A 24,546-nucleotide genomic window follows, 5' to 3' on the forward strand; every position below is an offset into this window, starting at 1 on the left:
GCCCTCCGAATGGCGGGTTCTAACGATCCCCGCAACACCCTCGATTTGAGGGAGTTGCGGGGATCGTGGCATGTGCTGGGTTGAAGGTGCGGTTTTTCGAGGCGTTGGACCGTGAGGACGGGAATGTCAGCGCGGCCGCACGCTGTGTCGGGGTGAACCGGAACACTGCCTTCGGGTGGGTTCGTCAGGCGGGTGTGCAAGGGCGCGGAAAGAGCGGCCGGGCCGAGCATTCGGGTCGGGGACGATACGAGGAACTCCGCTCGTCGGGAATCTCGCGGCGCGAGGCTGCTCGGGAGGTTGGGGTCCACCTCCGGACCGCGCAGGACTGGGACGGGGGCATCCGCAAGATCGGTGGTGCGCGCCTGCACCCGGATGGTCGACGTATCGACTACAAAACCGGTATGACAACGTTCGTCACCGCTGCTCAGAGGCCGTCGCTGGCCCGCATCGAGTCCACACTGCACCCTCGGTATCTGACGGTGACCGACCGTGAACACATCGCCGACCTGCGTCGAGCCGGGTGTTCGCTGCGTGAGATGGGACGCCGCCTCGGCCGGGCGGCCTCGACCGTCAAACGCGAGATCGACACCTACGGCATCGCCGACGAGTACCACCCGCACCGGGCACATCGGCTGTGGGCTATCTCGCGTGCCCGGCCGAAACCGGCGAAGCTGGCGGCACAGGGTTCGCTCCGGTCCTACGTCGCCGGCAAACTCGCCCTGCAGTGGTCGCCCGAGCAAATCTGCCACGCTCTAGTTGTCGACTTCCCCGATGACAAGGCGATGCGTGTGAGCACCGAAACGATCTACCAGGCCATCTACGTACAGTCGCGCGGCGGACTACGCCGAGAAGTTGCTGCCGCATTGCGCACCGGACGTACTCGCCGCGTACAGCACCGCTCACCCGAGCAGCGCACCTCACGATTCGTCGATGCGATGGTGATGATCTCCGAGCGGCCGGCGGAGGTCGCCGACCGCTCCGTGCCCGGGCACTGGGAGGGTGATCTGATCGTCGGTACTCGATCGGAGTCGGCGATCGTGACATTGGTCGAGCGTTCTACCCGGTACCTGCTTCTCGGTCACCTCCCCGGCGGGCACACTGCAGAGGAGGTCCGGGACGTTCTGGTTCCTCTGATCGGTTCTCTCCCAACGCATTTGCGCGGTTCACTGACGTGGGACCAAGGGTGCGAGATGGCAGCGCACAAGCAGTTCAGCGTCGCCACCGGGGTGCCGGTGTACTTCTGCGATCCACACTCACCATGGCAACGCGGATCGAACGAGAACACCAACGGCTTGCTACGCCAGTACTTCCCCAAAGGCACGGACCTGTCCGTGTACAGCGCCACCGACCTCGAGAACGTTGCCCACCGCCTCAACTCCCGTCCACGCAAAACGCTCGGCTGGAAAACTCCAGCCGAGCGTTTACGTGATCTACTGACAGGCATCTGACCATCAGGTGTTGCGAGGACCCCTAGAATCCGCCAATCGGAGGGCGGGGCTTTTCGCGTGAGTACTAGTCGTTCTGGAAGTAGCTCAGCAGACGCAGGATCTCGACGTACAGCCAGACCAACGTGATGGTCAGACCGAGGGCGACGCCCCAGGCTGCCTTCTCGGGAGCCTGTGCGCGGATCAGCTGATCGGCCTGGTCGAAGTCCAGCAGGAAGCTGAACGCCGCAATGCCGATGCAGACGAGGCTGAAGATGATGGCGATGGGTCCGCCGTCACGCAGCCCAAATCCACCGTCCGTGAAGAAGCTGGCGACGAGGTTGCCGAGCATGAGCACGACGACACCGATGAGGGCACCGACGATCATGCGAGTCAGACGCGGCGTGACGCGAATAGCGCCGGTCTTGTAGACGACCAGCATGCCGAAGAACACGCCGAACGTGCCGAGAATGGCCTGGCCGATGAGACCCGATCCACCGCTCATTCCGAAGATCTCTCCGGTGAACACGAGCGACAGAGCACCGAGGAAAACGCCTTCGGCTGCCGCGTAGGCCAAGACGATGAACTTGTTGTCCATCTTGCGCCCGAAAGTCGCGAACATGACGAGGCCGAAGCCGATCAGTCCACCAGCGATGAGCAACGCGGGTGCGGCCGAAGGGTTGGCGGATGCATACAGGTACGAGATGATCGCCGTGACGCTCAGCACACCGAGCGTGATGCCGGTCTTGGTGACGACGTCGTCGATCGTCATGGCCCGCTCGGCGGGCTGCGTGGTGTACGGGTCGGCCTGTGTTCCGGGATGCTGGCCGAACGTTGCGGCCTGCGAGGCTCCAGCCGTCGCAGATCCGAATGTGGCGTATCCGCCGCCCTGCTGCTTGGGCAGGTTGCGGAACACCGGGTTGCTGGAGGTGCGCACCGTGTCTCTTCCCTTCGTAAGTTCTGATCCCCACCGGGGATCTCCCCGTCGGTCATCAGTAGAACGTTCGACATCCGGACAAAAGTTCCCGTGACGAGAACCTCTACGTCGGACAAAACGGACTCTACCGGGTCGCCCCTCGACAGGCAGCCACGACCGCGTGTGTGACACCGAATCGAAACGGGCACTATGAGGAAATGGCAATCGAAGACGGACCCGACCAGACCTTGGACCAAAGCGAAAGCCTCGACTCCGACGAGGTGCGCAACGACGACGGCGACACCGTGGTCGATCCCCCGGACCACTGGAGCGAAGCCAACAGTTTCGGCACGACCGCCCGTGAAGCAGCCGAGGGTGAGAGCCTCGACCTCAAGCTCAGCGAGGAAGAACCCGACATCGCCGTCGAGGAGGATCTCGACCGCCCGATCACCGAGACCCCGGACGACGAACTGACCGAAGAACTGGTCGACCACGTCATCGAGGAGTCCGACGAGGATCCCGACATCGATTACGCGGAAGGCCAGCGTCAGGCCGAGATCGTCGAAGGGACTCTCGTCGAGGATCGTGGGCGCGACAGGGGCCAGATCGACGGCACCCCGGAAGACGGCGGCCCCGTCACCTGACGCTCTCGCATCTGGTCTTCACCGTTACTCGCTCGGGCGCACCGAGCGAGTGACGGTGAACTTGGTGTTGCGTCCCATCGGATCGGTGGGCCCGACGGCGTCGGCGAGAGCCCGACGATAGTTCAGGTGCGTGTTGAACACCGTCCACAGCTGTCCGCCCGGCCGCAGCACGCGTCCGGCGGCCTCGAACAACTTGCCTGCCCCGCCTGTGTGTACCGCAGCGCCCTCGTGGAACGGCGGGTTGCAGACGATCAGGTCGACCGACCGGGACTCGAACGTCGACATCGCGTCGTCGGCCACCACCGAGACCGTCGTCCCGTTCACCTCGGCGGTGGCAGCGGCCGACGCGATGGCTGCGGCCGATCGGTCCGTTGCGATCACCTCGAGACCGGGCCTGGTTCGAGCCAATTCGGTCGCGAGGATTCCACTGCCGCACCCCAGATCGACGGCGTTGGTTGCGCGAGGTGCCATCTTCGGCACGAACCCCAGTAGGAATCTCGTCCCGATATCGAGGCCCGCCCCGGCGAAGACCGCGCCGTGGGCCACGACCGTCAGGCCGAGGTCGTCGATTCGTTTGTCGACCGGATACGTCATCTCCGACGCCACTGCCCCGGTCGCGCTCAATACCCGCGCCTTCTGCCGTCCCCGACCCGCCGTGACGGTCTCGAACGACCGCCCGAGGATGTCGTTCATCGCAGGCGTCATGTGTTTGTCTCGGCCGCCGGCCAGGACGACGACGTTCTGGAGCGCATGCGCCGCGATGTGTTCGGCGATCTCGGTGAGCTCGGCCAGACCTCGTGGCAACTGCATCAACACGGTGCCGACGCCGTCGAGCAGTTCCGCACCCAGCCCGTGGTGGGTGTACGTGCCGACCATCGACACACGCGCCGCGTTCAGCTCCAGAGCGCGTACGCCGGTAACAGCGTCCTGGTGCACTCGCACGTCGGTGAACCCCAGGGCCGCCGCACCCAGAGTCAGAGCGCCGTAGCGATCACCGATCACTGCGATCGGTGCCGTGCGGTCGACCCCCAGTTCGTCGACGGTATCGAGCAGCAGACGATCTGCCGCGTCGACCGCATGCAGATTGGGTGCCTCGGCATCGGGCTCACGCCGCAGAGCTTCGAACAACGTTTCATCGGACACCCGGGCAGTATTCCACCGAACGCGACCGGCCGAGCGCGGTCGTTCCGCGCGGCAAGTGGCTATTGCGACCGATGAGGTGCATGCTCGGGGAATGGAACACAAAGACAAGAACGAGGCGCTCTTCAGCCATCCCGACGACGCATCGACCGATGCCTCGGCCGAAGCGACCAAGCCCGCCGTCTACACGGCCCTTTTCAGCGGTGCCAACGACTGACCCTCACGACAGATACCGCAGGTACTCCAGCGCCTTGGTCGCATGTACGTGACCGCGCTCGCTCTGCACCACCATCCGCACCGTACGGTGCCGATCGATCACGAACGTCGTCCGCTTCACGGACAACAACTGCCGTAGATAACTGCGACGAGCCACGTTCGAGTGGCCGCGCTCGAAATCCCGAAGTCGACGCCTACGGGCGAACCACCCGCCGCGCCGCACTCCGAACTGTTCGGCCACCGCACCGTCGGAATCCGAGAGCAACGGGAAGTCGAACGACCTCTGCAGCGCGAAATGTTGGTTCTTGTCTCGGGTATCGGTGCTGATCCCCACTCGCTGCGCACCGAACCTGCCGAACTCCGCTCCCAGATCCCGAAAATGGCACGCCTCGGCCGTGCAGATCGGACTGTTCGCAGCCGGATAGAAGAACAGGACCACCGGCCCCGACGCCGTGAGCTCGGTGAGCGCACGACGTTCACCGGAATGATCGGGCAGCTCGAAATCCGGGGCGGTCTGTCCGATTCGCATGACGCAGAGGGTACCGCTCGGCTCGCAACGAGCAGGGCCGTGGCCGTCAACCGCGCGGTACGAGCCACTTTCGCAGTCGTGCGGTGACGAACGGCATCACCACGTACACCATCAGCGGAGTGCACATCATCACTACGACCGCAGTCCTCAGGGCCACGTTCAGGTGGGTCAGATGTGGGGTGATCACGAGGTTCACCAACAGGCTGACGGCATAGAACGCAACACCGATGGACACGGCCTGCTTCCACCGCGGCGGCGGACCGCCCACGACGCGCACGGCGTCGGTCAGGTTCGACTGTGGCTCGAACCATCCCTCCACGCCGGAAAGCCGATGTGTCACAACGTCGTCCGCTATCGGTCGGCCACGGCCGAGCCAATCGCGCCTCGCCTCCGAACGCAACCACGCCTCGAGATGGTCGTGCGTCTCGAATCGATACACCACGTGATAGTCACTGGATTCGGCCGAGCTGCGCAGCCAGCCTCCGCCGAGAAAGCCCGGGAAGGTTCGCACCAGGTCGATGCCCCGGTCGGTCCATTCGACGAAGTCCGGCTCGTGTCCCTCGCGAACGCGTCGTGCGACCGAGGTCGTGACGTGCTCGAGCGTGTCGGTTGTGGCCATGGGGTCCCCTCCTGCGCTGGTTCGTCGTCGATGCGTTCTACACAGACTGTGTCGAAATGGACCGAGTATCAAATCACGAACCGGATTGCAGACTGATGGCATACTGGAGCTCGCTGTGTGACTATTCGTCCACGAGCTTCCATCGCGATCGGTCTGGAGTGGACGTATGGCACCGAGCGAGACCGAATACGAACTCGACGACGTCGACCGACGGATAGTCACCGAACTGAGCCGAGACGGGCGCATGTCCATGAGGGCCCTCGCCGAGGCCACCCACATTTCCCGCGCACATGCCTACGTTCGCGTCGACCGACTCGTCGACGAAGGTGTGATCGAGGGTTTCACCGCCCGTATCGCGTACGAGAAAGCCGGATTCGGCGCATCTGCGTATGTCGCACTGTCGATTCGGCAAGATTCCTGGCGGACTGTCGCCGACGACCTCAGCACGTTCCCCTTCGTCGAGCACGTCAGCTTGATGGGCGGCGACTTCGACGCCTTGGTCCTCGTGCGCGCTCCGGACAACTCGGCGTTGCGACACCTGGTACTCGACAAGTTGCAAGGGCTGGACGGGATACTCTCGACGCGGACGTGGCTGATCTTCGACGAAGCAGTCGGCCCCGGAGCGCAGTGGTTCACGCCGAAGCCGAACAGGAGACATCCATGAGCGCCACCGAACAGCCCGCCCTCTCGGACGTCGTTGTCATCGGCGGCGGCATCGGCGGTGTCTCACTCGCGTACGAACTCGCCGCCGACCGCCGTGTCACGCTGCTCGAGCGTGAGTCCACGCTGGCGTTCCACACCACCGGTCGATCCGCGGCTCTGTTTCTGGAGACATACGGCAACAGCACGATTCGCGCCTTGACGACCGCCAGCCGAGACTTTCTGGTGAACCCACCCGACTGCTTCCGGTCGGATTTGCTCACTCCGCGTCCACTGTTGCAATTCGCGGCCACGGGACGCGGCGATGCCCTCGAAGCGATGTACACCGACGTCAGTCGCCTCACTCCCGACGCGCAGCTGATCTCCCCCACCGACGCATGCACATTCTTCCCACCGCTACGGCCCGAGCTGATCGATTGCGCTCTGTACGAACCGCATTCGATGGAGGTCGACGTCCATGCTCTGCATCAGGGCTTCGTCGGAGGTCTGCGACAGCGGGGCGGTCGGATCCACACCAAGGCCTCGGTGACCGAACTCGAGCGCCTGAACGGTCTGTGGCACGTACGCACCTCGGACGGGTCGACTCATCGGGCTCCACTGGTCGTGAACGCGGCAGGGGCCTGGGCGGATGTCGTCGGTGCGATGGCGGGGGCCCGCCACATCGGCTTGGTTCCCAAGCGCAGGTCGGTCTTCATGGTCGCCGCACCCGACGATCTCGACACAAAGAATCTGGCGACACTGAGCGACATCGACGAGAAGTTCTACATCAAACCCGAAGGCGCACAACTGTTGTGCTCGCCGGCCGACGAGACGGCGGTCGAACCGAGCGATGCCCGTCCGGACGAGTTGGAGATTGCGCGGGCGTTCGACGACATCGGCGAGGTGACCACCCTGACTGCGCGACACGTTCGTTCGTCCTGGGCCGGACTGCGTAGCTTCGTTCCCGATCGCACCCCGGTGGTCGGGTTCGACCATGAGCTCGAGGGCTTCTTCTGGTGCGCCGGGCAGGGCGGCTACGGAATCCAGACGTGCGCGGCGCTGGCCCGGGTGGGCGCGGCCGTCGTTCGCGGAGAACCGGTTCCGGCAGATGTGGCCGAGCGCGGCCTTCTCGAAGCGGATCTGTCACCCCGCCGCCTCGGCTAGAGGCGCTGCGCGCCATGTGCGCGGAAACTCGACCTGGGCTACGAAGTTCCACTCACGACGTGAGACCTCAGCCGGCGACGACGCGTCGCAGATCGCGCACTGTCGTCCGATAGATGTCCAGCAGGTCGGCATCCTGCCCGCCGTCGATCCGGACCGCCCAGTCGTCGAAGGCGATGCGCAGGGCCATACCGGCACCTTCGACCAACAGTCGTGCATACGAACGTGATTCGTGGTCACCGAGGCGCTCGGTCACCGCATCGGTGACGCGGCACAGTGTCATCGCGTCGGCCGCGAAGGCTGCGGCCCGCAGATGCGCGTCGATACCGATCAGTCGCCGAGTGCGTAGGAGTCGGTCGCGCTCCTCCTCGGGCGCTGTCGACAGTCGCTCGACGGACTGCTCGTACAACGCTTCGATTCCAGGCAGCGTGATGTGCTCGGGCGCGGTAGCGGCGAGCCACTGGTCGAAGTCGACCTCGAAATCAGGGTCGATGCCGAGAACGGACTCCTCCTTCGAGGCGAAGCTGCGAAAGAACGTACTGGGCGACACCCCCGCTCGGCGCGCGATCTCGTCCACCGTGGTCGCGGCGCAGCCCTGCTTCTCGAACAGCTCGAGTGCGGCGCGAGTGATCTCGAGCCGAGTGTCTCGGCGACGTCGCTCTCGCAGGTCCGGCACTCGTTCGCTCATCCTCGTCCATCCGTCGACTGCGGTCGTCATTCGCTGTCAACTTACCAGCAATCGTCAAGTTGACAGTCACTGTCATAATGATTGAAGCTATCTACATACGATTGCACGCTTCGATCCCATACGCGAAAGTTTGTCGACACATGAGTTCACCCGAGACCGACCGCACCCCCGACGAGCAACTCGCGCCGGGCAGCAAGCTATTGATCGGCATATTGGTCATCGCGGCCTTCGTCATGATCCTCAACGAGACGATCATGAGCGTGGCGCTCCCGACGCTGATGGTCGACCTCGAGATCACGGCAACGACGGCCCAGTGGCTCACCACCGGATTCCTACTGACCATGGCGGTGGTCATTCCCGTCACCGGCTACCTGTTCCAACGCTTCACGCTGCGTCAGGTGTTCGTGACAGCGATGACCCTGTTCACCGTCGGCACCCTGCTTGCGGCCTCGGCACCCGGTTTCGAGCTGCTTCTGCTCGGCCGCATCACGCAGGCCAGCGGGACGGCGATCATGCTGCCGCTGCTCATGACCACAGTGCTCACCGTCGTCCCGGCCCACAAGCGCGGCGCGATGATGGGTGTGATCTCCATCGTCATCGCCGTCGCACCGGCTGTCGGCCCCACCATCTCCGGAGTCATTCTCGACTCGCTGAATTGGCGTTGGATGTTCTGGCTGGTGCTTCCCATCGCGCTCGTCGCGTTCGGCATCGGAACCACACTGGTGAAGAACGTGACCGAGACGGGGCGGCCCTCGTTCGATCCCACGTCGGTCGTGTTGTCCGCCTTGGCGTTCGGCGGCATCGTCTACGGCCTGAGCAGCCTCGGTCATTCTGCCGAGGAGTCCGTCGTACCGGTCTGGTTGCCGTTGGTGGTGGGAGTGATCGCACTCGTCGTCTTCGTGCTGCGGCAGATCGCCCGCCAGGAACGCGGCGGCGCGCTGCTGGACATGCGTCCGTTCCGCACCCCCACCTTCAGCATCGGACTCGGCATGATCGCGATCTCGATGATGGCCCTGTTCGGTGCCCTGATCCTCCTGCCGATGTATCTGCAGAACGTGCGCGGACTCGACACCCTTGCAACCGGCCTGATGCTTCTGCCCGGCGGATTGCTGATGGGTCTGCTCGCACCCTTCGTCGGCCGCATCTTCGACCGAATCGGGCCGCGCCCGTTGGTCATTCCCGGAGCCATGGTGGTGAGCGCCGCGTTGTGGTCGATGACGGTGCTGGACGCACAGTCGGCACTACCGCTGGTCGTCGGTATCCACATGCTGCTCTCGGCGGGGCTCGCGCTCATCATGACTCCGCTGATGACCTCCTCGCTCGGATCCCTTCCCACCCGCCTGTACTCGCACGGCAGCGCAATCTTCAACACCGTGCAGCAGCTGGCCGGAGCCGCAGGAACCGCGTTGTTCGTCACCGTCATGTCGAACACCGCAGCGGCCCGAATCTCCGACGGGGCAACGCAGGTGGGTGGTTCCGAGGCAGGCATCCACACCGCATTCCTGTGCGGTGGGGCGGTGTCACTGGTCGCGGTGGCTGCGTCGTTCTTCATTCGAGCACAGGCAAGCAGCGATCGGGACGAGGCCGTGTCGGCGCAACCGGTGCACTGAACCCCGGCGGCATTCACACCGCGCCGCCGCGGTCAGCCGAGCGCGATCAGATCGATCGGGTGAGTCAGCAGACGACCGACGAGGGCGAGGAATTCCGACCCTTGTTGGCCGTCGACCAGTCGATGATCGAACGAGAGCGACAGTGTCGTCACCGACCGTAACGCGATCTCGCCGTTGTGTTCCCATGGCGTGCGACGGATGGACCCGAAGCACAGGATGGCCGCCTCGCCCGGGTTGAGGATCGGCGTGCCTGCGTCGACTCCGAACACCCCCACGTTGGTGATGGTGATGGTGCCGTCGGCCAGATCGGCCGGACTGCTCTTGCCCTCCTTCGCGATACGCGTCAGGTCGGCCAGGGCACGCGCGATGTCCACCAGAGAGAGCTCGTGTGCGTTCTTGATGTTGGGCACCATCAATCCGCGGGGTGTCGCCGCCGCGATGCCGAGGTTGACGTAGTACTTGGTCACGATCTCCTGCGCAACCTCGTCCCAGCTCGAGTTCAGCGACGGATTCGATTTCAGCGCGACGAGAACGGCTTTGGACACCAGAGCCAACGGTGTCAGACGCACGTCCCGGAAGTGTGTGGAGGACCGCAGCGACTCGAGGAGTTCGAGCGTCTCGGTCACGTCGACGGTCACGAATTCGGTGACGTGAGGTGCAGTGAACGCACTTCGCACCATGGCCTCGGCGGTGTGCTTGCGTACACCCTTGATCGGAGTGCGCTCCTCTCGACCGGTCCGCCCGGATCCCGACTGCTGCGCCTCGGTCTCGAGCTGCACGTCGGTGTCAGTCTGCACATCGGTGTCACTCCGCACATCCGACCCGCTCTGCAGGTACGACTCCACGTCCTGACGGGTGACGTCGCCGTGGCGTCCACTCGCGGGCAACTCGTTCAGATCGATGCCGTTGTCCTTGGCCATCTTTCGTACCGGTGGGGCCGCAAGCGGCTTTCCGTTCCGATCGTTCGGCGCGGACGCCGCGGGTGGGTCGACGCGGCCACCGCGTCGGCTCGAGCCTTCCTTCGCGACGCCGTAACCCACGAGGACCGGGACGCGCTCGTCCTCGTCCTCCCCGGACGACGTGGTCTGAATCGGGGAAACGGACTGCTCTGGATCGGTAGCGACCGGTTCGTCGTCACCGCCGACTCTGATGTCGATGATCGGCACTCCGACCTCCACCGTGTCGCCCTCGGAAACATGCAGGGCAGCAACGACACCGGCGAACGGAGAAGGCAATTCCACCGCAGCCTTGGCCGTCTCGACCTCGGCGATGTTCTGGTTTAGTTCGATGGTGTCACCGACCGCGACGAGCCAGGTCAACAGGTCGGCCTCGGTGAGGCCCTCCCCCAGGTCGGGCAGCGGAAAACTCTTGATGGTGGACATCGTCGAATCCTGTTCGGTCGGCATCGGCGGAGGATGTGTGATCGAGGCGAAACGGCAGCTCAGTGGGAACGGCAGCGGTCCACTGCGTCGAGGATCCGGTCGACGTCGGGAAGATAGAACTTCTCGAGCTTCGATGCCGGGTACGGCGTTCCGAATCCACCGACCCGCAGCACCGGCGCTTCGAGGTTGTAGAAGCACCGCTCGGAGATGCGAGCGGCTATCTCCGAGCCGAGGCCCATGAAGACCGGTGCCTCGTGTGTGACGACGAGCCGCCCGGTCTTGCGCACCGACGCTTCGACGGTCTCGAAGTCGATCGGCGACAGCGACCGTAGATCGATGACCTCGATCGAGATACCCTCGTGTGCCGCAACTTCGGCTGCCTTACGGGCAGTGGACACCAACGGTCCGTAGGCCACCAGTGTGATGTCGGTGCCCTCGGTGACCACCCGCGCCCGATGCAGCGGAAAGGCGGTGGCGATTTCGTCGACACCGAGGTCGATCGGACTCTTCTCCCAGTATCGACGTTTGGGTTCGAAGAACAGCACGGGATCGTCGCTGGCAATGGCCTGCTGGATCATCGAGTAGCCGTCGGCGGCGTTGCTGCAGGTCACCACGCGCAGTCCGGCGGTCTGGGCGAAGTAGCCCTCCGGCGATTCCGAATGATGTTCCACTGCACCGATTCCGCCGCCGTAGGGCACCCGGATGGTCATGGGGATCTTGACATTTCCGCTCGTGCGATAGTGCAGCTTGGCCACCTGCGACACGATCTGATCGAACGCCGGGTAGATGAAGCCGTCGAACTGGATCTCGCACACGGGACGGAATCCGCGCATCGCCAGGCCCACAGCGGTACCAATGATGCCCGATTCGGCCAGCGGCATGTCCAGTACTCGTCCGGGCCCGAAGTCCTTCTGCAGGCCGTCGGTGATGCGGAAGACGCCACCGAGCTTGCCGATGTCCTCGCCCATCAGCAACACCTTGGGGTCGTTCTCCATAGCGCGACGCAGGCCGGCATTGATGGCTTTGCCGAGCGGCAGGCTGGTGGGCCGTTCCAGGGTGGTCATGACGTGACTCCTTCGAATCCAGCTTGGTAGGAGGCGAATTGGGCACGCTCGTCGTCGAGCAGAGAGTGTGGGTCGGCGTAGACGTTGTCGAACACCGTCATCGCCGCGGGTTCGACGGTCTCGAGGCATCCACGTCGCAGATCGGCGGCGACGTCGTCCGCCGTCCGCTGGACCGATGCCACGAACTCGTCGTCGAACACGCCGATTCGTCTGAGCAGCTTCTCGATTCGGTCGATCGGATCCTTGGCACGCCACTCGTCGTCCATGGCCCCGGATCGATACCTCGTCGGATCGTCGGACGTGGTGTGCGGCCCCATGCGGTAGGTGACGGCTTCGATGAGCGTCGGGCCGCTGCCCTCACGGGCGCGGGCGAGCGCTGCTCTGGTCACGGCCAGCACCGCGAGGACGTCGTTTCCGTCGACCCGTACCGATGGGATGCCGAATCCCTCACCGCGTGCCGCGATCGTGGACTTGGTCTGCACGGTGACCGGTTCGGAGATCGCCCACTGGTTGTTCTGGCAGAAGAACACCACCGGTGCATGGAAACTGGCCGCGAACCCGAGAGCCTCCGAGATATCGCCCTGGCTGGTCGCTCCGTCTCCGAAGTAGGTGATGGCCGCGCCGTCGGCACCCTCGAGCTGCATGCCGATCGCGTATCCGGTCGCGTGCAGACCCTGCGAACCGACGATGATCGCCGGCGTCGTCATTCGATATTCGTACGGGTCCCATCCCGACAGGGTCGATCCCCGCCAGAAACGGAGCATCCGAGTGGGATCGACTCCGCGGCAGTAAGCCACCCCGTGCTCGCGGTAGCTGGCGAACACGAAGTCCTCGGAGTCGAGTGCGCGGGCCGAGCCGACCTGCGCCGCTTCCTGTCCGAGCAACGGAGCCCACAGCCCCAACGCGCCTTGCCGCTGCAGCGCGGTCGCCTCGGCGTCGATGCGCCGGACGACCACGAGATCGCGATAGATCTCCTTCATCGCAGCCGTGTCGATGTCCGCGACCAGAGGTGAATACGCCTCGTTGCGGACCACCGTTCCGGATTCCTTGATCAGCTGTATCAGCGAGGTGGTGTTCATGTCCGTGGCACTCTCCGTCGTGATGTGATGTCCTTCACAAGGACACCACCGACGCCCAGCGTGCACAAGTGATGACTTCAGAATTACGCAGTGTGCACAATATCGGGTAACGACCGAGCTACAGGAAGTGCGCAATGACCGATCTCGACAAGACCGACGCCCGACTCCTCCTCGCCCTCTGCGCCAAGCCTCGAGCCACCGGCGTCGAACTCGCCACCACGTTGGGCCTGTCCCGCAACACCGTCCAGGCACGCCTCGGGCGGTGGGACGACAAGGGGTCTCTCACCCCCATCGATCACCGTATTCCGCCGAAGTCGCTGGGACGTCCGTTGCAGGCCTTCGTGACCGCTCAGGTCAATCAGCACACGTTGGCAGCGGTCACCGAACACCTCCGCACGATCCCCGAAGTACTCGAGGTGTTCGGTCTGTCCGGCGCCGCGGACATGCACATCCGCATTGCGGCGGTCGACGCCGACGACCTGTACCGCATAGCAGGCCTGATCCTCGACATTCCTGGCGTCGAGCGGACCAACATGTCGATTGCCATGTCCGAGCTGATTCAGTACCGAACCAAGCCGTTGCTCGAACAGCTCGCCGACGACGGCCGCCGCTGAGCACCCCGACCATCCCCGTCGGGCCGATACCGACCGCATCACGCAATCTGCACGGTCCGAGCGATGCCGGTTGACCGGTCTGCGTCGTGCACGACACCCTGTGACGGACAAGACATCCGGGTAGCCGCTGCATCTGCTCCCATCCCCTGACCGAAAGAGACCGACTGTGTCCGTCGTTGCCGACCACTCTGCCGTCACACCCACTCGACATCGCTCTTCTGTTGCCCAGACCGCGAATTCGGCTTCGGCACCGGCCGCACCCGGTGTCTTCGACCGGCCCGACATGCCATCCGACTCCGCGCACGAGCGCGTGGTGTTCTGCCACGATCGAGACACCGGTCTGCGCGCGATCGTCGCGATTCACTCGACCGTGCTGGGACCGGCACTCGGTGGAACTCGCTTCTACCCCTACGCAACCGAGCAGGACGCCGTGACCGACGTATTGAGACTCTCCCGCGGGATGACCTACAAGGCGGCTGTCGCAGGGGTGGATCTGGGCGGCGGGAAGGCAGTCATCATCGGCGACCCGACCGTCATCAAGACCCCGACATTGCTCGAGGCCTACGGCCGGTTCGTCGAATCGCTCGGCGGCACGTACGTCACGGCAGGCGACGTCGGCACCAACAGCGACGACCTCGATATCGTCGCCGAACAAACGGCCTACGTCGTCGGTAAGAACACCACCGCGGGCGGCACCGGCGACAGCGGTCCACAGACGGCCCTGGGGGTCTATCTCTCCCTGCTGGCAGCAGCCGAATCGACCTGGGGCTCCGACGATCTGACCGGCAGACGAGTAGGTGTCGAAGGCGCAGGCAAGGTGGGTTACAACCTGGTGGCGCTCCTGCGCGGAGCGGGTGCCGACGTGCTCGTGAGCGACTCCTACGAACCCGCCCTCGAACGGATCGCCCAGGACTTCCCCGGCGTCACGATCGGAACCGACATCATCGGAGCCGACATCGATGTGTACGCCCCGTGCGCCTTGGGAGCAACGCTCGACGCGTCCTCGGTGGACCGGCTGTCGGCGTCCATCGTGTGCGGTGCCGCGAACAATCAACTGCTCACGCCCGACGTCGAATCGCTGCTGGCCGCCCGGGGCATCGTCTGGGTACCGGACTACGTGGCCAACGCCGGCGGCTTGATTCAGGTGGAAGGTGAACTGCGCGGACGAAATTCGGCCGAGGTGATGGCAACGATCGGACAGATCCGTACTACCGTCGCCGGCATATTCACCATGGCACGCAGCGAAGGGATCCTGCTCGGAGCAGCCGCGGACCGACTGGCCGAGAAGCGAATTGCGGCCGCCCGAGAATAGGGACCGCACGCCCGGTGCGCTCCACCCGGCAGCGCATGTACCGCGCTGGGCTCAGGAGTGGAGCGCACCGCTGCGATCTACTGCAGCGCCCGTCTACTGCAGCGCAATGTACTTGGTCTCGAGGTATTCCTCGATCCCTTCCGAGCCGCCCTCTCGCCCGAAGCCCGACTCCTTCACACCACCGAAGGGGGCCGCGGCGTCGGAGATGGCACCCCGGTTGACCCCCACCATGCCGGTGTCGAGAGCAGCCGAGACCCGCAGAGCCCGATCGAGGCTCTCGGTGTAGAAATAGGCCACCAATCCGTACCGGGTGTCGTTGGCCGCGGCGACGGCCTCGTCCTCGGTCTCGAATCCGACGATGGCGGCAACCGGCCCGAAGATCTCGTCGCGCAACAGGTTTGCGTCGGCCGGGATGCGGTCGAGCACAGTGGGTGTGAAGAAGAACCCGGGACCGTCGGGTGCCGATCCGCCGGTGCGGATGCGGGCGCCCTTGGCAACGGCATCGTCGACGAGTGCCGACACCGTCCGTCGCTGCTTGTCGTTGATGAGTGGTCCGATGTCGGTACCGTCGCGATCACCGGGGCCGACCGTCAGTGCTGCGATTCTCGCGGTCAGCTTCTCGGTGAATTCCTCGCGAACGGGCTCGGCCACGTACAGACGGTTTGCTGCAGTGCACGCCTCGCCGCCGTTGCGCATCTTCGCCAGCATCGCTCCGTCGACGGCGGCATCGATGTTCGCGTCCTCGAAGACGATGAACGGCGCATTGCCACCGAGCTCCATCGATGTCCGGAGCAGTCGGTCGGCTGCATTGCGCACCAACAGCTTTCCTACTCCGGTCGATCCGGTGAAGGTGACCTTCCTCAGTCTGGGGTCGTCCATCAGCGGACCGGTGACGGATGCAGCGTCCGAGGCCGGGAGCACCGACAGCACACCGCTGGGCAATCCGGCGTCGGCGAACACCTGACCGAGCAGGAGCATCGTCAGTGGGGTGTCCTCGGCCGGCTTGACGATGACGGTGCAACCCGCTGCGAGCGCGGGACCGATCTTGCGAGTTCCCATGGCCAGCGGGAAGTTCCACGGAGTGATCGCGAGTACCGGGCCGACCGGCATCTTGGTGACCAGGATGCGGCCGTTACCGGCGGGCGCAGGGGTGTACCGGCCGCCGATCCGGACCGCTTCCTCGCTGAACCAGCGCAGGAATTCACCGCCGTAGTTGACTTCACCGCGACTCTCCGCCAACGACTTTCCCATTTCCAGGGTCATCAGCAGAGCGAAATCGGCTGCACGTTCCTGCAACAGGACGAAGGCGCGCCGCAGAATTTCGGCTCGCTCCCGTGCAGGCGTTGCCGCCCACTCCGGTTGCGCCGCGGCAGCGAGATCGAGGGCCGCGATGCCGTCGGCTGCGCCTGCGTCGGCGACGGTGGTCAGTTCCTCACCGGTGGCGGGATTCAGGACGGCGAATCGCGCGCCCGACTGCGCGGGGGTCTGCTTTCCACCGAGCCACAGGTCGGTGGGCAGCGAGGACAACAGCTGCTCGACGGCCATGTCAGAGTCCCTTCGAAGCGTCGCGCAGTGCGTTCTCGAGGACCGTGAGTGCGTCGTCGAGCAACTCGTCGGAGATCACCAGCGGCGGAAGCAGGCGGATGACGTTGCCGTAGGTTCCGCACGTCAACACGATCACGCCTGCCGCGAGTGCCGCAGCGGCAACGGCTTTGGTGGCCTCGGGGTTCGGCTCACGTCCACCCGGTACGACGAGCTCGACGGCAAGCATGGCCCCACGGCCTCGAACCTCACCCATGATCCCCACCTCCGGCATCAACGCCGTGAGCCGATCGACGACGATGCGTTCGATGTCGCGAGCGCGGGCGTTGAGGTCGAGGGTCTCCATCTGTTCGATCGATGCCAGCGCAGCGGCGCATGCGACGGGATTGCCTCCGTAGGTGCCGCCGAGCCCACCGGGATGCACGGCGTCGATCAGATCGGCCCGGCCCGTCACCGCGGCCAGTGGCATACCGCCCGCGATGCCCTTGGCCATGGTGATCAGGTCCGGCACGATCCCCTCGTGCTCGCTGGCGAACCAGGCACCGGTGCGGGTGAATCCGGACTGCACCTCGTCGGCGATGAACACGACGTCGTGCTTGCGCGCCCACTCGGTCAGCGCAGGCAGGAAGCCGTCCGCCGGCACGACGAAGCCGCCCTCACCCTGGATCGGCTCGATCAGGATGGCCGCGAGATTGTCTGCGCCGACCTGCTTTTCGATCATGGAGATCGCACGGGCGGCGGCCTGTGCACCGGTGACGGCCGATCCGTCGGCACCGAGTCCTTCACGGAACGGGTACGACATCGGAACTCGATAGACCTCGGGAGCGAACGGCCCGAATCCACTCTTGTACGGCATCGACTTCGAGGTCAGAGCCATCGTCAGGTTCGTGCGGCCGTGATACGCGTGGTCGAACACGACCACGGCCGAGCGGCCGGTGGCGTGCCGGGCGATCTTGACTGCGTTCTCGACGGCCTCGGCACCACTGTTGAACAGGACGGTGCGCTTGTCGTGATCTCCCGGGGTGAGTTCGGCCAACTTCTCGGCGACCGCGATGTATCCCTCGTAGGGCGCGATCATGAAGCAGGTGTGCGTGAAGTGAGCGACCTGATCCTGCACGGCGGCAACGACAGCCGGATTCGACGCACCGACGGTCGTCACGGCGATACCGGCGCCGAGGTCGATCAACGAATTGCCGTCGACGTCGACCACGACGCCGCCGTCCGCGTCGGCCACGTACACCGGCAGCGTCGATGCGACGCCTGCACCGACGACGGCCTTGCGGCGCTCGGCCAGAGCCGACGATTTCGGGCCGGGGAACGCGGTGACGATCCTGCGCTCCTGCGGAAGTCGGTATTCGATCGAAGCCATGGTCGCACCTTTCGGGTTGGTCTCTGTGCAGCAAGTATGCGACCGCGAGAGTCGACCGGAGACTGCCGATACGTACATTCAGGTGCAGAAGCACACGCCATTTCGTCAGGCACGATTACAGTGCGACAGGTGAGTGTGCAGATTTCCTGGTTGCTGAGACAACGCGACCTCCGGCTGAGTCATCGCGGCGGGCCCGAACGCAGCGGCGCCGCCATCACCTTCGCGCAGGCGACCGAGCTCACCGATCCGAGTCCGTGGTTGTCCGGCGGCGAGCTGATCCTCACGACAGGTCTCGGCTTCGACTCCGGCGGCCCCGCACTCGCGCAGTACGTCCGCACCCTCCGAACGGCAGGGGTTGCCTGCCTCGGATTCGGAACCGGTCTCTCGCACAGCGTGATTCCTCGAGAACTTCTCGACGCGGCAGACGAGGTCGGGCTACCCGTCGTCGAGGTTCCCTACGACACTCCCTTCGCCGCGGTCATTCGGGCGGTCACCACACGCATCGCCGAGCAGGAGTACGAGGAAGTCCTGCGGGCGGCGTCGGTACAGAGCCGCATCACCCGCGCCGCACTGCACGGCGGCGTCGACGCGATCGTGCGCGAATTGGCGGTCGCCACGTCCACCTCCGTCGCGCTCATCGGACATCGCACCGAGTCGTTCCATCCGGTCGACGCGGCGGATCTGATCGCGCAGGCCCGCGAGATCGCCGCCAGTATCCGTCCGTCGTCGTCACCCGCGACGGTGTCGGTGAGCGAGCCCGGCCGCACCGTGAGCCTGCACTCGGTACCGATCACCGCCAGTGCGCCGAGCTTTCTCGCGATTCGCACGAAGGGCCCCGTGACGGGAGTCGAGCAGATATTGCTCGGGCATGCGGTGTCGCTGATTACCCTCGAACTGGAAAAGCCTGCGCGGCTGCGCGCGGAGCAGACGGCCCTCAACTCGCGTGCGCTCGGACTTCTCCTCGACGGGCATCTCCTGTCCCCCGGTGACACGCAGGTACCGAGCTATCTCGCCGATGCGGCCGACGACGACTCACGCATCACCGTGGTGGTTCTCCGCGGCGCGACGGGGCGGACGGGTTCCATCGCCGATGCCGTCGATGCTCAGTTCCGCGCCCACGCACGGCCGACGTTCGTCAGGTCCACCGACGACGGCGCCGAGATGCTGCTACCCGGCGGCGACGCGAATTTCGTTGCGCAGCTGATGAATTCTCTTCCCCGTTCGGTGTGTGCGGGGGTCGGCACCGACATGCACATCACCGAGGCCCCCACCGCGCTGAGACAAGCGCGGCTCGCGTGCGCGGCGGCCGGTCCCGGTGATCGGGTCGTCCACTTCACCGGGTCGATGCTGCTGGCGTCGGAACCGGTTCGGGAATCGTTGCGTGCCATGGCTGCCGTCACCATCGCCGTCCTGGCCGAGTACGACCGCACTCACACCGCGGATCTGGTGGGTTCGCTTCGGGCATTCCTGGAAGCCAACGGGCACTGGGAAACCGCCGCTGCCCACCTGTCGGTGCATCGTCACACCTTGCGTAACCGCATCACACGATGCGAGGAATTGTTGGGGGTGGATCTCACGTCGGCGCGGGTGCGTGCGGAATTGTTGCTCTCCCTACTCGCGGCATGAGTGCACCCCTCTGTGTCAGGATTTCGCGATGACCACCCCTCGTCCTGAACCCCAGATCTCCGTCGCCACCGCGAAGTCGGTTCGGCTCGGAGTGCTGCTGGCGGCAGTGGGCGGATTTCTGGATGCGTACACCTACGTCACTCGCGGCGGTGTGTTCGCCGGTGCCCAGACCGGCAACGTGGTGCTGCTCGGCGTGGACGTGGCGGGCGGGCGTTGGGTGGAGGCGCTGGTGTTCCTGCCGCCGTTGACGGCGTTCGTTCTGGGTGTCATGACGGCCGAGTTCATCGCGTTGCCTGCGATCGAGAGGATCGTGCGCAGGCCGGTGCGGGCTGTGCTCTGCTACGAGATCCTGGTTCTGGTGATCGTCGGGTTTCTGCCGGCAACGGTTCCCGATGCGGTGGTGTCGGTCATCCTCGCGCATGTCGCGGGCGTGCAGGTGACGACCTTTCGGGTGTTGGTGGATTCGCCGTTCAACACGACGATGACGACCGGCAACCTCCGCACCATGGCCATGGCGGCGTTTCATCGTGTGGTCGAGCACGATCGGGAGGCGGGGATCAGAGCTCGGCGGTTCGGCACGGTCATCGCCGGATTTCTCGGCGGCGCTGTACTCGGCGCGGTGTCGGTGGAGCTGTTCGCTCTGCGCGCGATCTGGGTGGTGGCCGTCATGCTGATCGTTGCGCTGGCACTGTTCGTGTTCGACGAGCGCCCACCTCGATCGGCGGCAGCGAAGCGTTAGTCGCCCAGTCGAAGCGGCGCGATGGTGTCGAAGACGTCGCCCGGGCCCGGGTTGTCCGGTGCCGAGGTGCCACCCAAGTGATGTACGACGCCCCACACCGCGTTCAGTGCTGTGTGAATCGCGCCCTCCGCCCAACCGGCGGTCCACGAGATGTCGTCGCCGGCAAGGAAGATGCCGCGGTGTCGGGGTTCGAGTTCGTCCTGCACGAAGTGGGTGAACAGTCTTTCCTGATAGCGGTAGTGCCCCGGCAGGTTGGCCTTGAACGCACCCATGAAGTCGCGCTCGGTCTCCCAGGACAGCGTCACCGGAGTCGAGATGATGTGGCTGCGAAAGTCGACGCCCGGGTAGATCTCTTCGAGGGATCGCAACATGATGTTCATGCGTTCGGTGGGATCGAGAGCCAGCAGTTTGAGCGAGTCGTCGGACCAGGTGTAGGACAGGCAGATCAGCCCCGGCTTTCCTTCGCCCTGATCGAGAAGGTATGTGCCGCGGCTCATCCGGTCGGTCAGCGTCATGCTGACCAGATCACGCCCGGTCACCGGGTCCTTGTCTTTCCAGAACGGCCGATCGACGAGTGCGAAGACCTTCGTCGACCCCATGTAGTGGGTACGTTCGATGGCGGTCCAGTGGTCGATCGGGAACAGATCGTCGTCGCACCTGATGTTGCTGAGCAACATCCAACTCTGCGCGGTCACGACCGCAGCCGCGTACGTACGGATGTTTCCTCGGTCGTCGTGGATCGTGGTGCCGCCCCCGGTGCGCCTGATCTCGGTGACGCGCGGCATCGTGGTGCCGCCGTTCACCGAGGACACCGACGTTCCCGCGGGCCAGTGCGCCAGGTCCGCGGGTGTGTCGGTCCACAACCGCATCGGCAGCTGCTGTGACCCGCCGACTATGCCGCGGTGGTGATCGTCGGCTGCGGTGATGACGACACGAAGGATCTCGAGAATGGAGTTGGGATAGTCGGTGTCCCAACCTCCTGTTCCGAAACCGACCTGGCCGAACAACTCTCGCATGCGAAACGACGAGAAATGCTCGGACGCAGCGAGGAATCCGTAGAAGGTCTGATCGTCGAATTTCACGATCAGTTCGTTCCAGATGCGCTTGATCTCGGCCGCGTCCCGCCTGCGGATGGCACGCTGCAGCGGAATCAGTTCGGCGTGCTCCTCGAGCGTTCTGTTCCATGCGTCGGCGACCTCGGCGAAGATCGGCGGGAGATCCTCGAGCTTGCGGGCGTAGTGGCTGGTGCCCTTGAGATCGATCACCGTACTGGGGGTCGCCTCGGCCAACGGGTTCGGGAACGGTGTCGTCTCGAGCCCGACGGAGTCGAGGTAGTGGAACAACGCGGTCGAGGACGGCGGAAACCGCATCGCGCCCATTTCGGCGACCACACCCGGATGCCCCTCGAACGGCACCGATCGCATGCGGCCGCCGATCCGATCCGATTCGTAGACAACCGGTTCCAGGCCGAGCCGAAGCAACTCGCGGGCCACGACCATTCCTGCGAGTCCGCCGCCGACCACCGCGACTCGGGTACCGAGTGCAGCGTCGGGAACGCTACCCAGGCCGGCCGGGTGGGCGAGGTAATCGTCGTAAGCGAACGGAAAGTCCGGCCCGAACATGGTGAGCGGTTGTTCGTCCTCGGGCTCGATCGCGCTGTCCGGGGTGACGGGTGTGGTCATCTGTCGTTCTCCTGCTCGGCTCGTACCGGGCCTGCGGTCCCTGCGGGACGAGGAGCCGTCCGATACAGATCCGGACGTCGGTCGGAAAGGTGGGTGTTGATCGCTCGGGACCTGTCGAGGTCGGCGGGGTCCAAGTGCACCGTCAACAGTTGCTCGTGCACACCGGCTCTGGCGATGTCGGTGCCATCGGGAGAAACGGCGCACGTCAGGCCGCAATAGGTCAGAGTCGACTCGGTGCCGCAGCGGTTGACGTAGGTGACGAACACCTGACTCTCGTAGGCCCGCGTGGGAACCACGTGGGTTGCGATGATCTCGAACGGCGACATCAGACCGGTCGGGACGATCAACCATTGCGTACCCGCGTCGGCGTGCGCGCGGACGGTCTCCGGAAATTCGACGTCGTAACAGGTGAGCAGACCGCAGCGCAGATCTCCGAAGTCGAACTGCACCACCAACTTCTGGCCTGGGGTGAAGTGGGCACGATCGAGCTCACCGAACAGGTGCGTCTTGCGGTACCGCGCCAGCGATTTACCGGTCGCATCGACGACCTGAACGGCGTTGTACACCGACTCGCCGCTGCGTTCGGGATATCCGTACACGATCGCGACGCCGTGAGCACGGGCGATCTGTGCGACCCTCCCGAAGATCGGCCCGTCGAACGGTTCGGCACGATCGACGACGAGTTCACCGATGTCGTAACCGCTGACCGACATCTCCGGAGTGACCAGGATCGATGCACCTGCCGCCGCGGCTGCCGCAGCCGCAGCATCGAGTGCCGTCAGGTTGGCCTCGACATCGCCGGAGTCCTCCGGCCCCTGATAGAGCGAGACGGTGTTCGTCACCGATGCAACCCCGGCTTTCCGATCGGTAATTCTTCGGGCAGTGCCGGTGCCAGTACCCACAACACTCGCGCCCCACCGCTGCTGTCGCTGCGGAAACTGTGCCGACGGCGCGGCGAGAACGTGAAGGCGTCCCCCGCCCCGAGAGAGATGTCGTCCCCGCCGAAGTCCGCGCCGGGATCGGCTTCGAAGATCACCCGTAGCTCGCCGTCGATCACGTACACGAAGCTCACGTCGAGCGGCAGCGTGTACGCCTCGGACCCACTTCCGCCGCCGTGTTCGATATGCCCCAACAACACCTGCACGCGACGCTCCCCTACCGGCGTCAGCAGATACTCGGTCATCTGTTCTCCACCGAACATGATGCGCGGCAACGACTGTGCGCGTACCACTTCGCCGACGGGTGCGTCGTCGAACAGCGAGCCGACCGGTACGTCGAGCGCGGCGCACACTCGAACCAGGGACGCAACCGATGCGTTCACCTGATCGCGCTCGAGCTTGGACAGATACCCCTTGGTGACCCCGCAGGTGTAGGCGAGCGCGTCGAGCGTGAGCCGCTTCTTCAGGCGCGCCTCCTTCAGGCGCGCACCGATCCGTGGCGCATCGACGTCGACCTGCGCGGCTGAAGACACCCTTTTCGCCTTTCAGGAAACTTGTGTTGACAAGACCGAGCATCAGAGTAACGCTTGCCGAGCGACATGGTCGACCTTTCGACGGCCGGGCGCTCGACTGCGGAGGGACATCTCGATGAATGCGAACAACCCGGAACACACCCCGGTCGGCCCGCTCGACGCCACCAAGGTCCCCCGTTACGCCGAACCGACGACATTCGCGCGACTCCCCCGGCTCGACGAGGTGTCGCGGGCAGACGTGACGATTCTCGGCGTACCGTTCGATTCGGGGGTGAGCTACCGGCCGGGTGCGCGCTTCGGACCCGGCCACATCCGTGCGGCGTCGAAACTGTTGCGGCCTTACAACCCTGCCCTGCAGGTCTCGCCGTTCGCACGCCAACAGGTAGCCGACTTCGGCGACATCGGGGTCAATCCGTTCGACATCACCGAAGCGCTGCAGACCGTGCACGATGCCGTGACGGACCTGCGCGCCGACGGCTCTTCGGTGCTGACTCTCGGCGGCGACCACACCATCGCGCTCCCGATCCTGCGTTCGCTCGCGCGTGATCACGGGCCGATTGCGGTGTTGCACTTCGACGCCCACCTCGATACCTGGGATACGTATTTCGGTGCGCCGTACACACACGGGACGCCGTTCCGACGAGCCAGCGAGGAAGGGCTCATCGACCTCGAACGCTCCCAGCACATCGGTATCCGCGGCCCTCTCTACAGTGAGCAGGACCTCGAGGACGACCGGGTGCTCGGCTTCCAGGTGATTCGTTCCGACGACTACGAGGTCGACGGCGTGGCCAGCATCGTCGAGCGGATGCGCAGGCGGCTCGACGGTGGCCCGGTCTACGTCTCGGTCGACATCGACGTTCTCGATCCCGCGCATGCTCCGGGCACCGGTACACCCGAGGCCGGCGGGATGACCTCGCGCGAGTTGCTCAACACGCTGCGCGGTCTCGTAGGGCTCAACGTGGTCGGTGCCGACATCGTGGAAGTCGCACCCGCATACGACCACGCCGAGATCACCGGCATCGCGGCGGCCCATGTCGCGTACGAGTTGCTGTCCGTGCTGGCGCTGAACCGGTAGCGGGC

General features: G+C 65.0%; 24 protein-coding genes. 11 read left to right on the forward strand and 13 right to left on the reverse strand.

Annotated features, from left to right (window positions below; all coding sequences use genetic code 11):
* Positions 1–269 precede the first annotated feature (269 nt).
* The gene (locus tag JLZ96_RS05360) at positions 270–1,448 is read left to right on the forward strand and encodes an IS30 family transposase (protein ID WP_201010666.1); all 1,179 of its coding nucleotides are present in this window, start codon (positions 270–272) and stop codon (positions 1,446–1,448) included.
* 64 nt (positions 1,449–1,512) lie between these two features.
* On the opposite strand, the gene JLZ96_RS05365 is transcribed toward JLZ96_RS05360, so the two are convergent.
* The gene (locus tag JLZ96_RS05365; RefSeq protein WP_201009611.1) at positions 1,513–2,361 is read right to left on the reverse strand and encodes a Bax inhibitor-1/YccA family protein; all 849 of its coding nucleotides are present in this window, start codon (positions 2,359–2,361) and stop codon (positions 1,513–1,515) included.
* Positions 2,362–2,558: 197 nt separating this feature from the next.
* Here JLZ96_RS05365 and JLZ96_RS05370 point away from each other — a divergent pair, with 197 nt between their 5' ends.
* Positions 2,559–2,984 (forward strand): hypothetical protein, encoded by a 426-nt coding sequence (locus JLZ96_RS05370; protein WP_027496244.1) that lies wholly within the window; start codon positions 2,559–2,561, stop codon positions 2,982–2,984.
* Positions 2,985–3,008: 24 nt separating this feature from the next.
* Here JLZ96_RS05370 and JLZ96_RS05375 read toward each other — a convergent pair whose 3' ends face one another.
* Positions 3,009–4,127, reverse strand: coding sequence for a class I SAM-dependent methyltransferase (locus JLZ96_RS05375; protein ID WP_201009612.1), 1,119 nt, complete (start codon positions 4,125–4,127; stop codon positions 3,009–3,011).
* Positions 4,128–4,218: 91 nt separating this feature from the next.
* Here JLZ96_RS05375 and JLZ96_RS25120 point away from each other — a divergent pair, with 91 nt between their 5' ends.
* Positions 4,219–4,341 carry a hypothetical protein gene (locus JLZ96_RS25120; RefSeq protein WP_255032376.1) on the forward strand — a complete coding sequence of 41 codons (123 nt, stop codon included), beginning with the start codon at positions 4,219–4,221 and terminating at the stop codon, positions 4,339–4,341.
* Positions 4,342–4,344: 3 nt separating this feature from the next.
* On the opposite strand, the gene JLZ96_RS05380 is transcribed toward JLZ96_RS25120, so the two are convergent.
* Together JLZ96_RS05380 and JLZ96_RS05385 are read right to left on the reverse strand one after the other, a co-directional pair.
* The gene (locus tag JLZ96_RS05380; protein WP_027496242.1) at positions 4,345–4,869 is read right to left on the reverse strand and encodes a peroxiredoxin; all 525 of its coding nucleotides are present in this window, start codon (positions 4,867–4,869) and stop codon (positions 4,345–4,347) included.
* A gap of 46 nt (positions 4,870–4,915) precedes the next feature.
* Positions 4,916–5,488 carry an antibiotic biosynthesis monooxygenase gene (locus JLZ96_RS05385; protein ID WP_201009613.1) on the reverse strand — a complete coding sequence of 191 codons (573 nt, stop codon included), beginning with the start codon at positions 5,486–5,488 and terminating at the stop codon, positions 4,916–4,918.
* Between the two features lie 166 nt (positions 5,489–5,654).
* Between JLZ96_RS05385 and JLZ96_RS05390 the strand changes: the two genes are divergently transcribed.
* Both JLZ96_RS05390 and JLZ96_RS05395 read left to right on the forward strand, forming a co-directional pair.
* A complete protein-coding gene (locus tag JLZ96_RS05390; protein WP_032383525.1) occupies positions 5,655–6,152 on the forward strand; it encodes an Lrp/AsnC family transcriptional regulator in 498 nt (165 codons plus the stop codon).
* Positions 6,149–7,291, forward strand: a complete 1,143-nt coding sequence (locus JLZ96_RS05395; RefSeq protein WP_032383634.1) for an FAD-binding oxidoreductase — start codon at positions 6,149–6,151, stop codon at positions 7,289–7,291. Before JLZ96_RS05390 ends, JLZ96_RS05395 begins: the two co-directional genes overlap by 4 nt.
* 67 nt (positions 7,292–7,358) lie before the next feature.
* Here the strand turns inward: JLZ96_RS05395 and JLZ96_RS05400 are convergent, their stop codons facing one another.
* A complete protein-coding gene (locus tag JLZ96_RS05400) occupies positions 7,359–8,006 on the reverse strand; it encodes a TetR/AcrR family transcriptional regulator (protein ID WP_051365083.1) in 648 nt (215 codons plus the stop codon).
* A gap of 110 nt (positions 8,007–8,116) precedes the next feature.
* On the opposite strand from JLZ96_RS05400, the gene JLZ96_RS05405 reads away from it, so the two are divergent.
* Positions 8,117–9,586 carry an MDR family MFS transporter gene (locus tag JLZ96_RS05405; RefSeq protein ID WP_032371088.1) on the forward strand — a complete coding sequence of 490 codons (1,470 nt, stop codon included), beginning with the start codon at positions 8,117–8,119 and terminating at the stop codon, positions 9,584–9,586.
* Between the two features lie 32 nt (positions 9,587–9,618).
* Here the strand turns inward: JLZ96_RS05405 and JLZ96_RS05410 are convergent, their stop codons facing one another.
* Genes JLZ96_RS05410 through pdhA form a run of 3 tightly spaced genes read right to left on the reverse strand, consistent with a single transcriptional unit; the run spans position 9,619 to position 13,111 of the window.
* On the reverse strand, positions 9,619–10,968 hold the full coding sequence (locus tag JLZ96_RS05410; RefSeq protein WP_201010667.1) for a dihydrolipoamide acetyltransferase family protein: 1,350 nt from the start codon (positions 10,966–10,968) through the stop codon (positions 9,619–9,621).
* Positions 10,969–11,027: 59 nt separating this feature from the next.
* Positions 11,028–12,032 (reverse strand): alpha-ketoacid dehydrogenase subunit beta, encoded by a 1,005-nt coding sequence (locus JLZ96_RS05415; protein WP_201009614.1) that lies wholly within the window; start codon positions 12,030–12,032, stop codon positions 11,028–11,030.
* Positions 12,029–13,111, reverse strand: a complete 1,083-nt coding sequence (gene pdhA / locus JLZ96_RS05420; RefSeq protein WP_201009615.1) for a pyruvate dehydrogenase (acetyl-transferring) E1 component subunit alpha — start codon at positions 13,109–13,111, stop codon at positions 12,029–12,031. Before pdhA ends, JLZ96_RS05415 begins: the two co-directional genes overlap by 4 nt.
* Before the next feature lie 134 nt (positions 13,112–13,245).
* On the opposite strand from pdhA, the gene JLZ96_RS05425 reads away from it, so the two are divergent.
* The gene (locus JLZ96_RS05425; RefSeq protein WP_027496234.1) at positions 13,246–13,725 is read left to right on the forward strand and encodes an Lrp/AsnC family transcriptional regulator; all 480 of its coding nucleotides are present in this window, start codon (positions 13,246–13,248) and stop codon (positions 13,723–13,725) included.
* A 283-nt stretch (positions 13,726–14,008) separates the two neighbouring features.
* Positions 14,009–15,037, forward strand: a complete 1,029-nt coding sequence (locus JLZ96_RS05430; RefSeq protein ID WP_201010668.1) for a Glu/Leu/Phe/Val dehydrogenase — start codon at positions 14,009–14,011, stop codon at positions 15,035–15,037.
* A gap of 93 nt (positions 15,038–15,130) precedes the next feature.
* On the opposite strand, the gene JLZ96_RS05435 is transcribed toward JLZ96_RS05430, so the two are convergent.
* Positions 15,131–16,582 carry an NAD-dependent succinate-semialdehyde dehydrogenase gene (locus tag JLZ96_RS05435; protein ID WP_032366251.1) on the reverse strand — a complete coding sequence of 484 codons (1,452 nt, stop codon included), beginning with the start codon at positions 16,580–16,582 and terminating at the stop codon, positions 15,131–15,133.
* Between the two features lies 1 nt (position 16,583).
* Positions 16,584–17,948, reverse strand: a complete 1,365-nt coding sequence (gabT, locus tag JLZ96_RS05440; RefSeq protein WP_032371094.1) for a 4-aminobutyrate--2-oxoglutarate transaminase — start codon at positions 17,946–17,948, stop codon at positions 16,584–16,586.
* Positions 17,949–18,077: 129 nt separating this feature from the next.
* Here gabT and JLZ96_RS05445 point away from each other — a divergent pair, with 129 nt between their 5' ends.
* Positions 18,078–19,574 carry a PucR family transcriptional regulator gene (locus tag JLZ96_RS05445; RefSeq protein WP_057474293.1) on the forward strand — a complete coding sequence of 499 codons (1,497 nt, stop codon included), beginning with the start codon at positions 18,078–18,080 and terminating at the stop codon, positions 19,572–19,574.
* Between the two features lie 28 nt (positions 19,575–19,602).
* A complete protein-coding gene (locus tag JLZ96_RS05450; protein WP_032366254.1) occupies positions 19,603–20,313 on the forward strand; it encodes a YoaK family protein in 711 nt (236 codons plus the stop codon).
* On the opposite strand, the gene JLZ96_RS05455 is transcribed toward JLZ96_RS05450, so the two are convergent.
* Genes JLZ96_RS05455 through JLZ96_RS05465 form a run of 3 tightly spaced genes read right to left on the reverse strand, consistent with a single transcriptional unit; the run spans position 20,310 to position 23,466 of the window.
* Complete coding sequence (locus JLZ96_RS05455) at positions 20,310–21,995, reverse strand: NAD(P)/FAD-dependent oxidoreductase (RefSeq protein WP_201009616.1); 1,686 nt, start codon at positions 21,993–21,995, stop codon at positions 20,310–20,312. The genes JLZ96_RS05450 and JLZ96_RS05455 overlap by 4 nt on opposite strands.
* Positions 21,992–22,837, reverse strand: a complete 846-nt coding sequence (locus tag JLZ96_RS05460; RefSeq protein ID WP_032366256.1) for a carbon-nitrogen hydrolase family protein — start codon at positions 22,835–22,837, stop codon at positions 21,992–21,994. The genes JLZ96_RS05455 and JLZ96_RS05460 overlap by 4 nt, the downstream gene beginning before the upstream one ends.
* On the reverse strand, positions 22,834–23,466 hold the full coding sequence (locus tag JLZ96_RS05465) for a helix-turn-helix domain-containing protein (protein WP_032366257.1): 633 nt from the start codon (positions 23,464–23,466) through the stop codon (positions 22,834–22,836). Before JLZ96_RS05465 ends, JLZ96_RS05460 begins: the two co-directional genes overlap by 4 nt.
* Positions 23,467–23,581: 115 nt before the next feature.
* Between JLZ96_RS05465 and speB the strand changes: the two genes are divergently transcribed.
* Positions 23,582–24,541, forward strand: a complete 960-nt coding sequence (gene speB / locus JLZ96_RS05470; RefSeq protein WP_027496227.1) for an agmatinase — start codon at positions 23,582–23,584, stop codon at positions 24,539–24,541.
* Positions 24,542–24,546 lie beyond the last annotated feature (5 nt).

The sequence above is a fragment of the Rhodococcus sp. NKCM2511 genome (assembly GCF_014905595.1).
GTDB lineage: Bacteria > Actinomycetota > Actinomycetes > Mycobacteriales > Mycobacteriaceae > Rhodococcoides > Rhodococcoides fascians.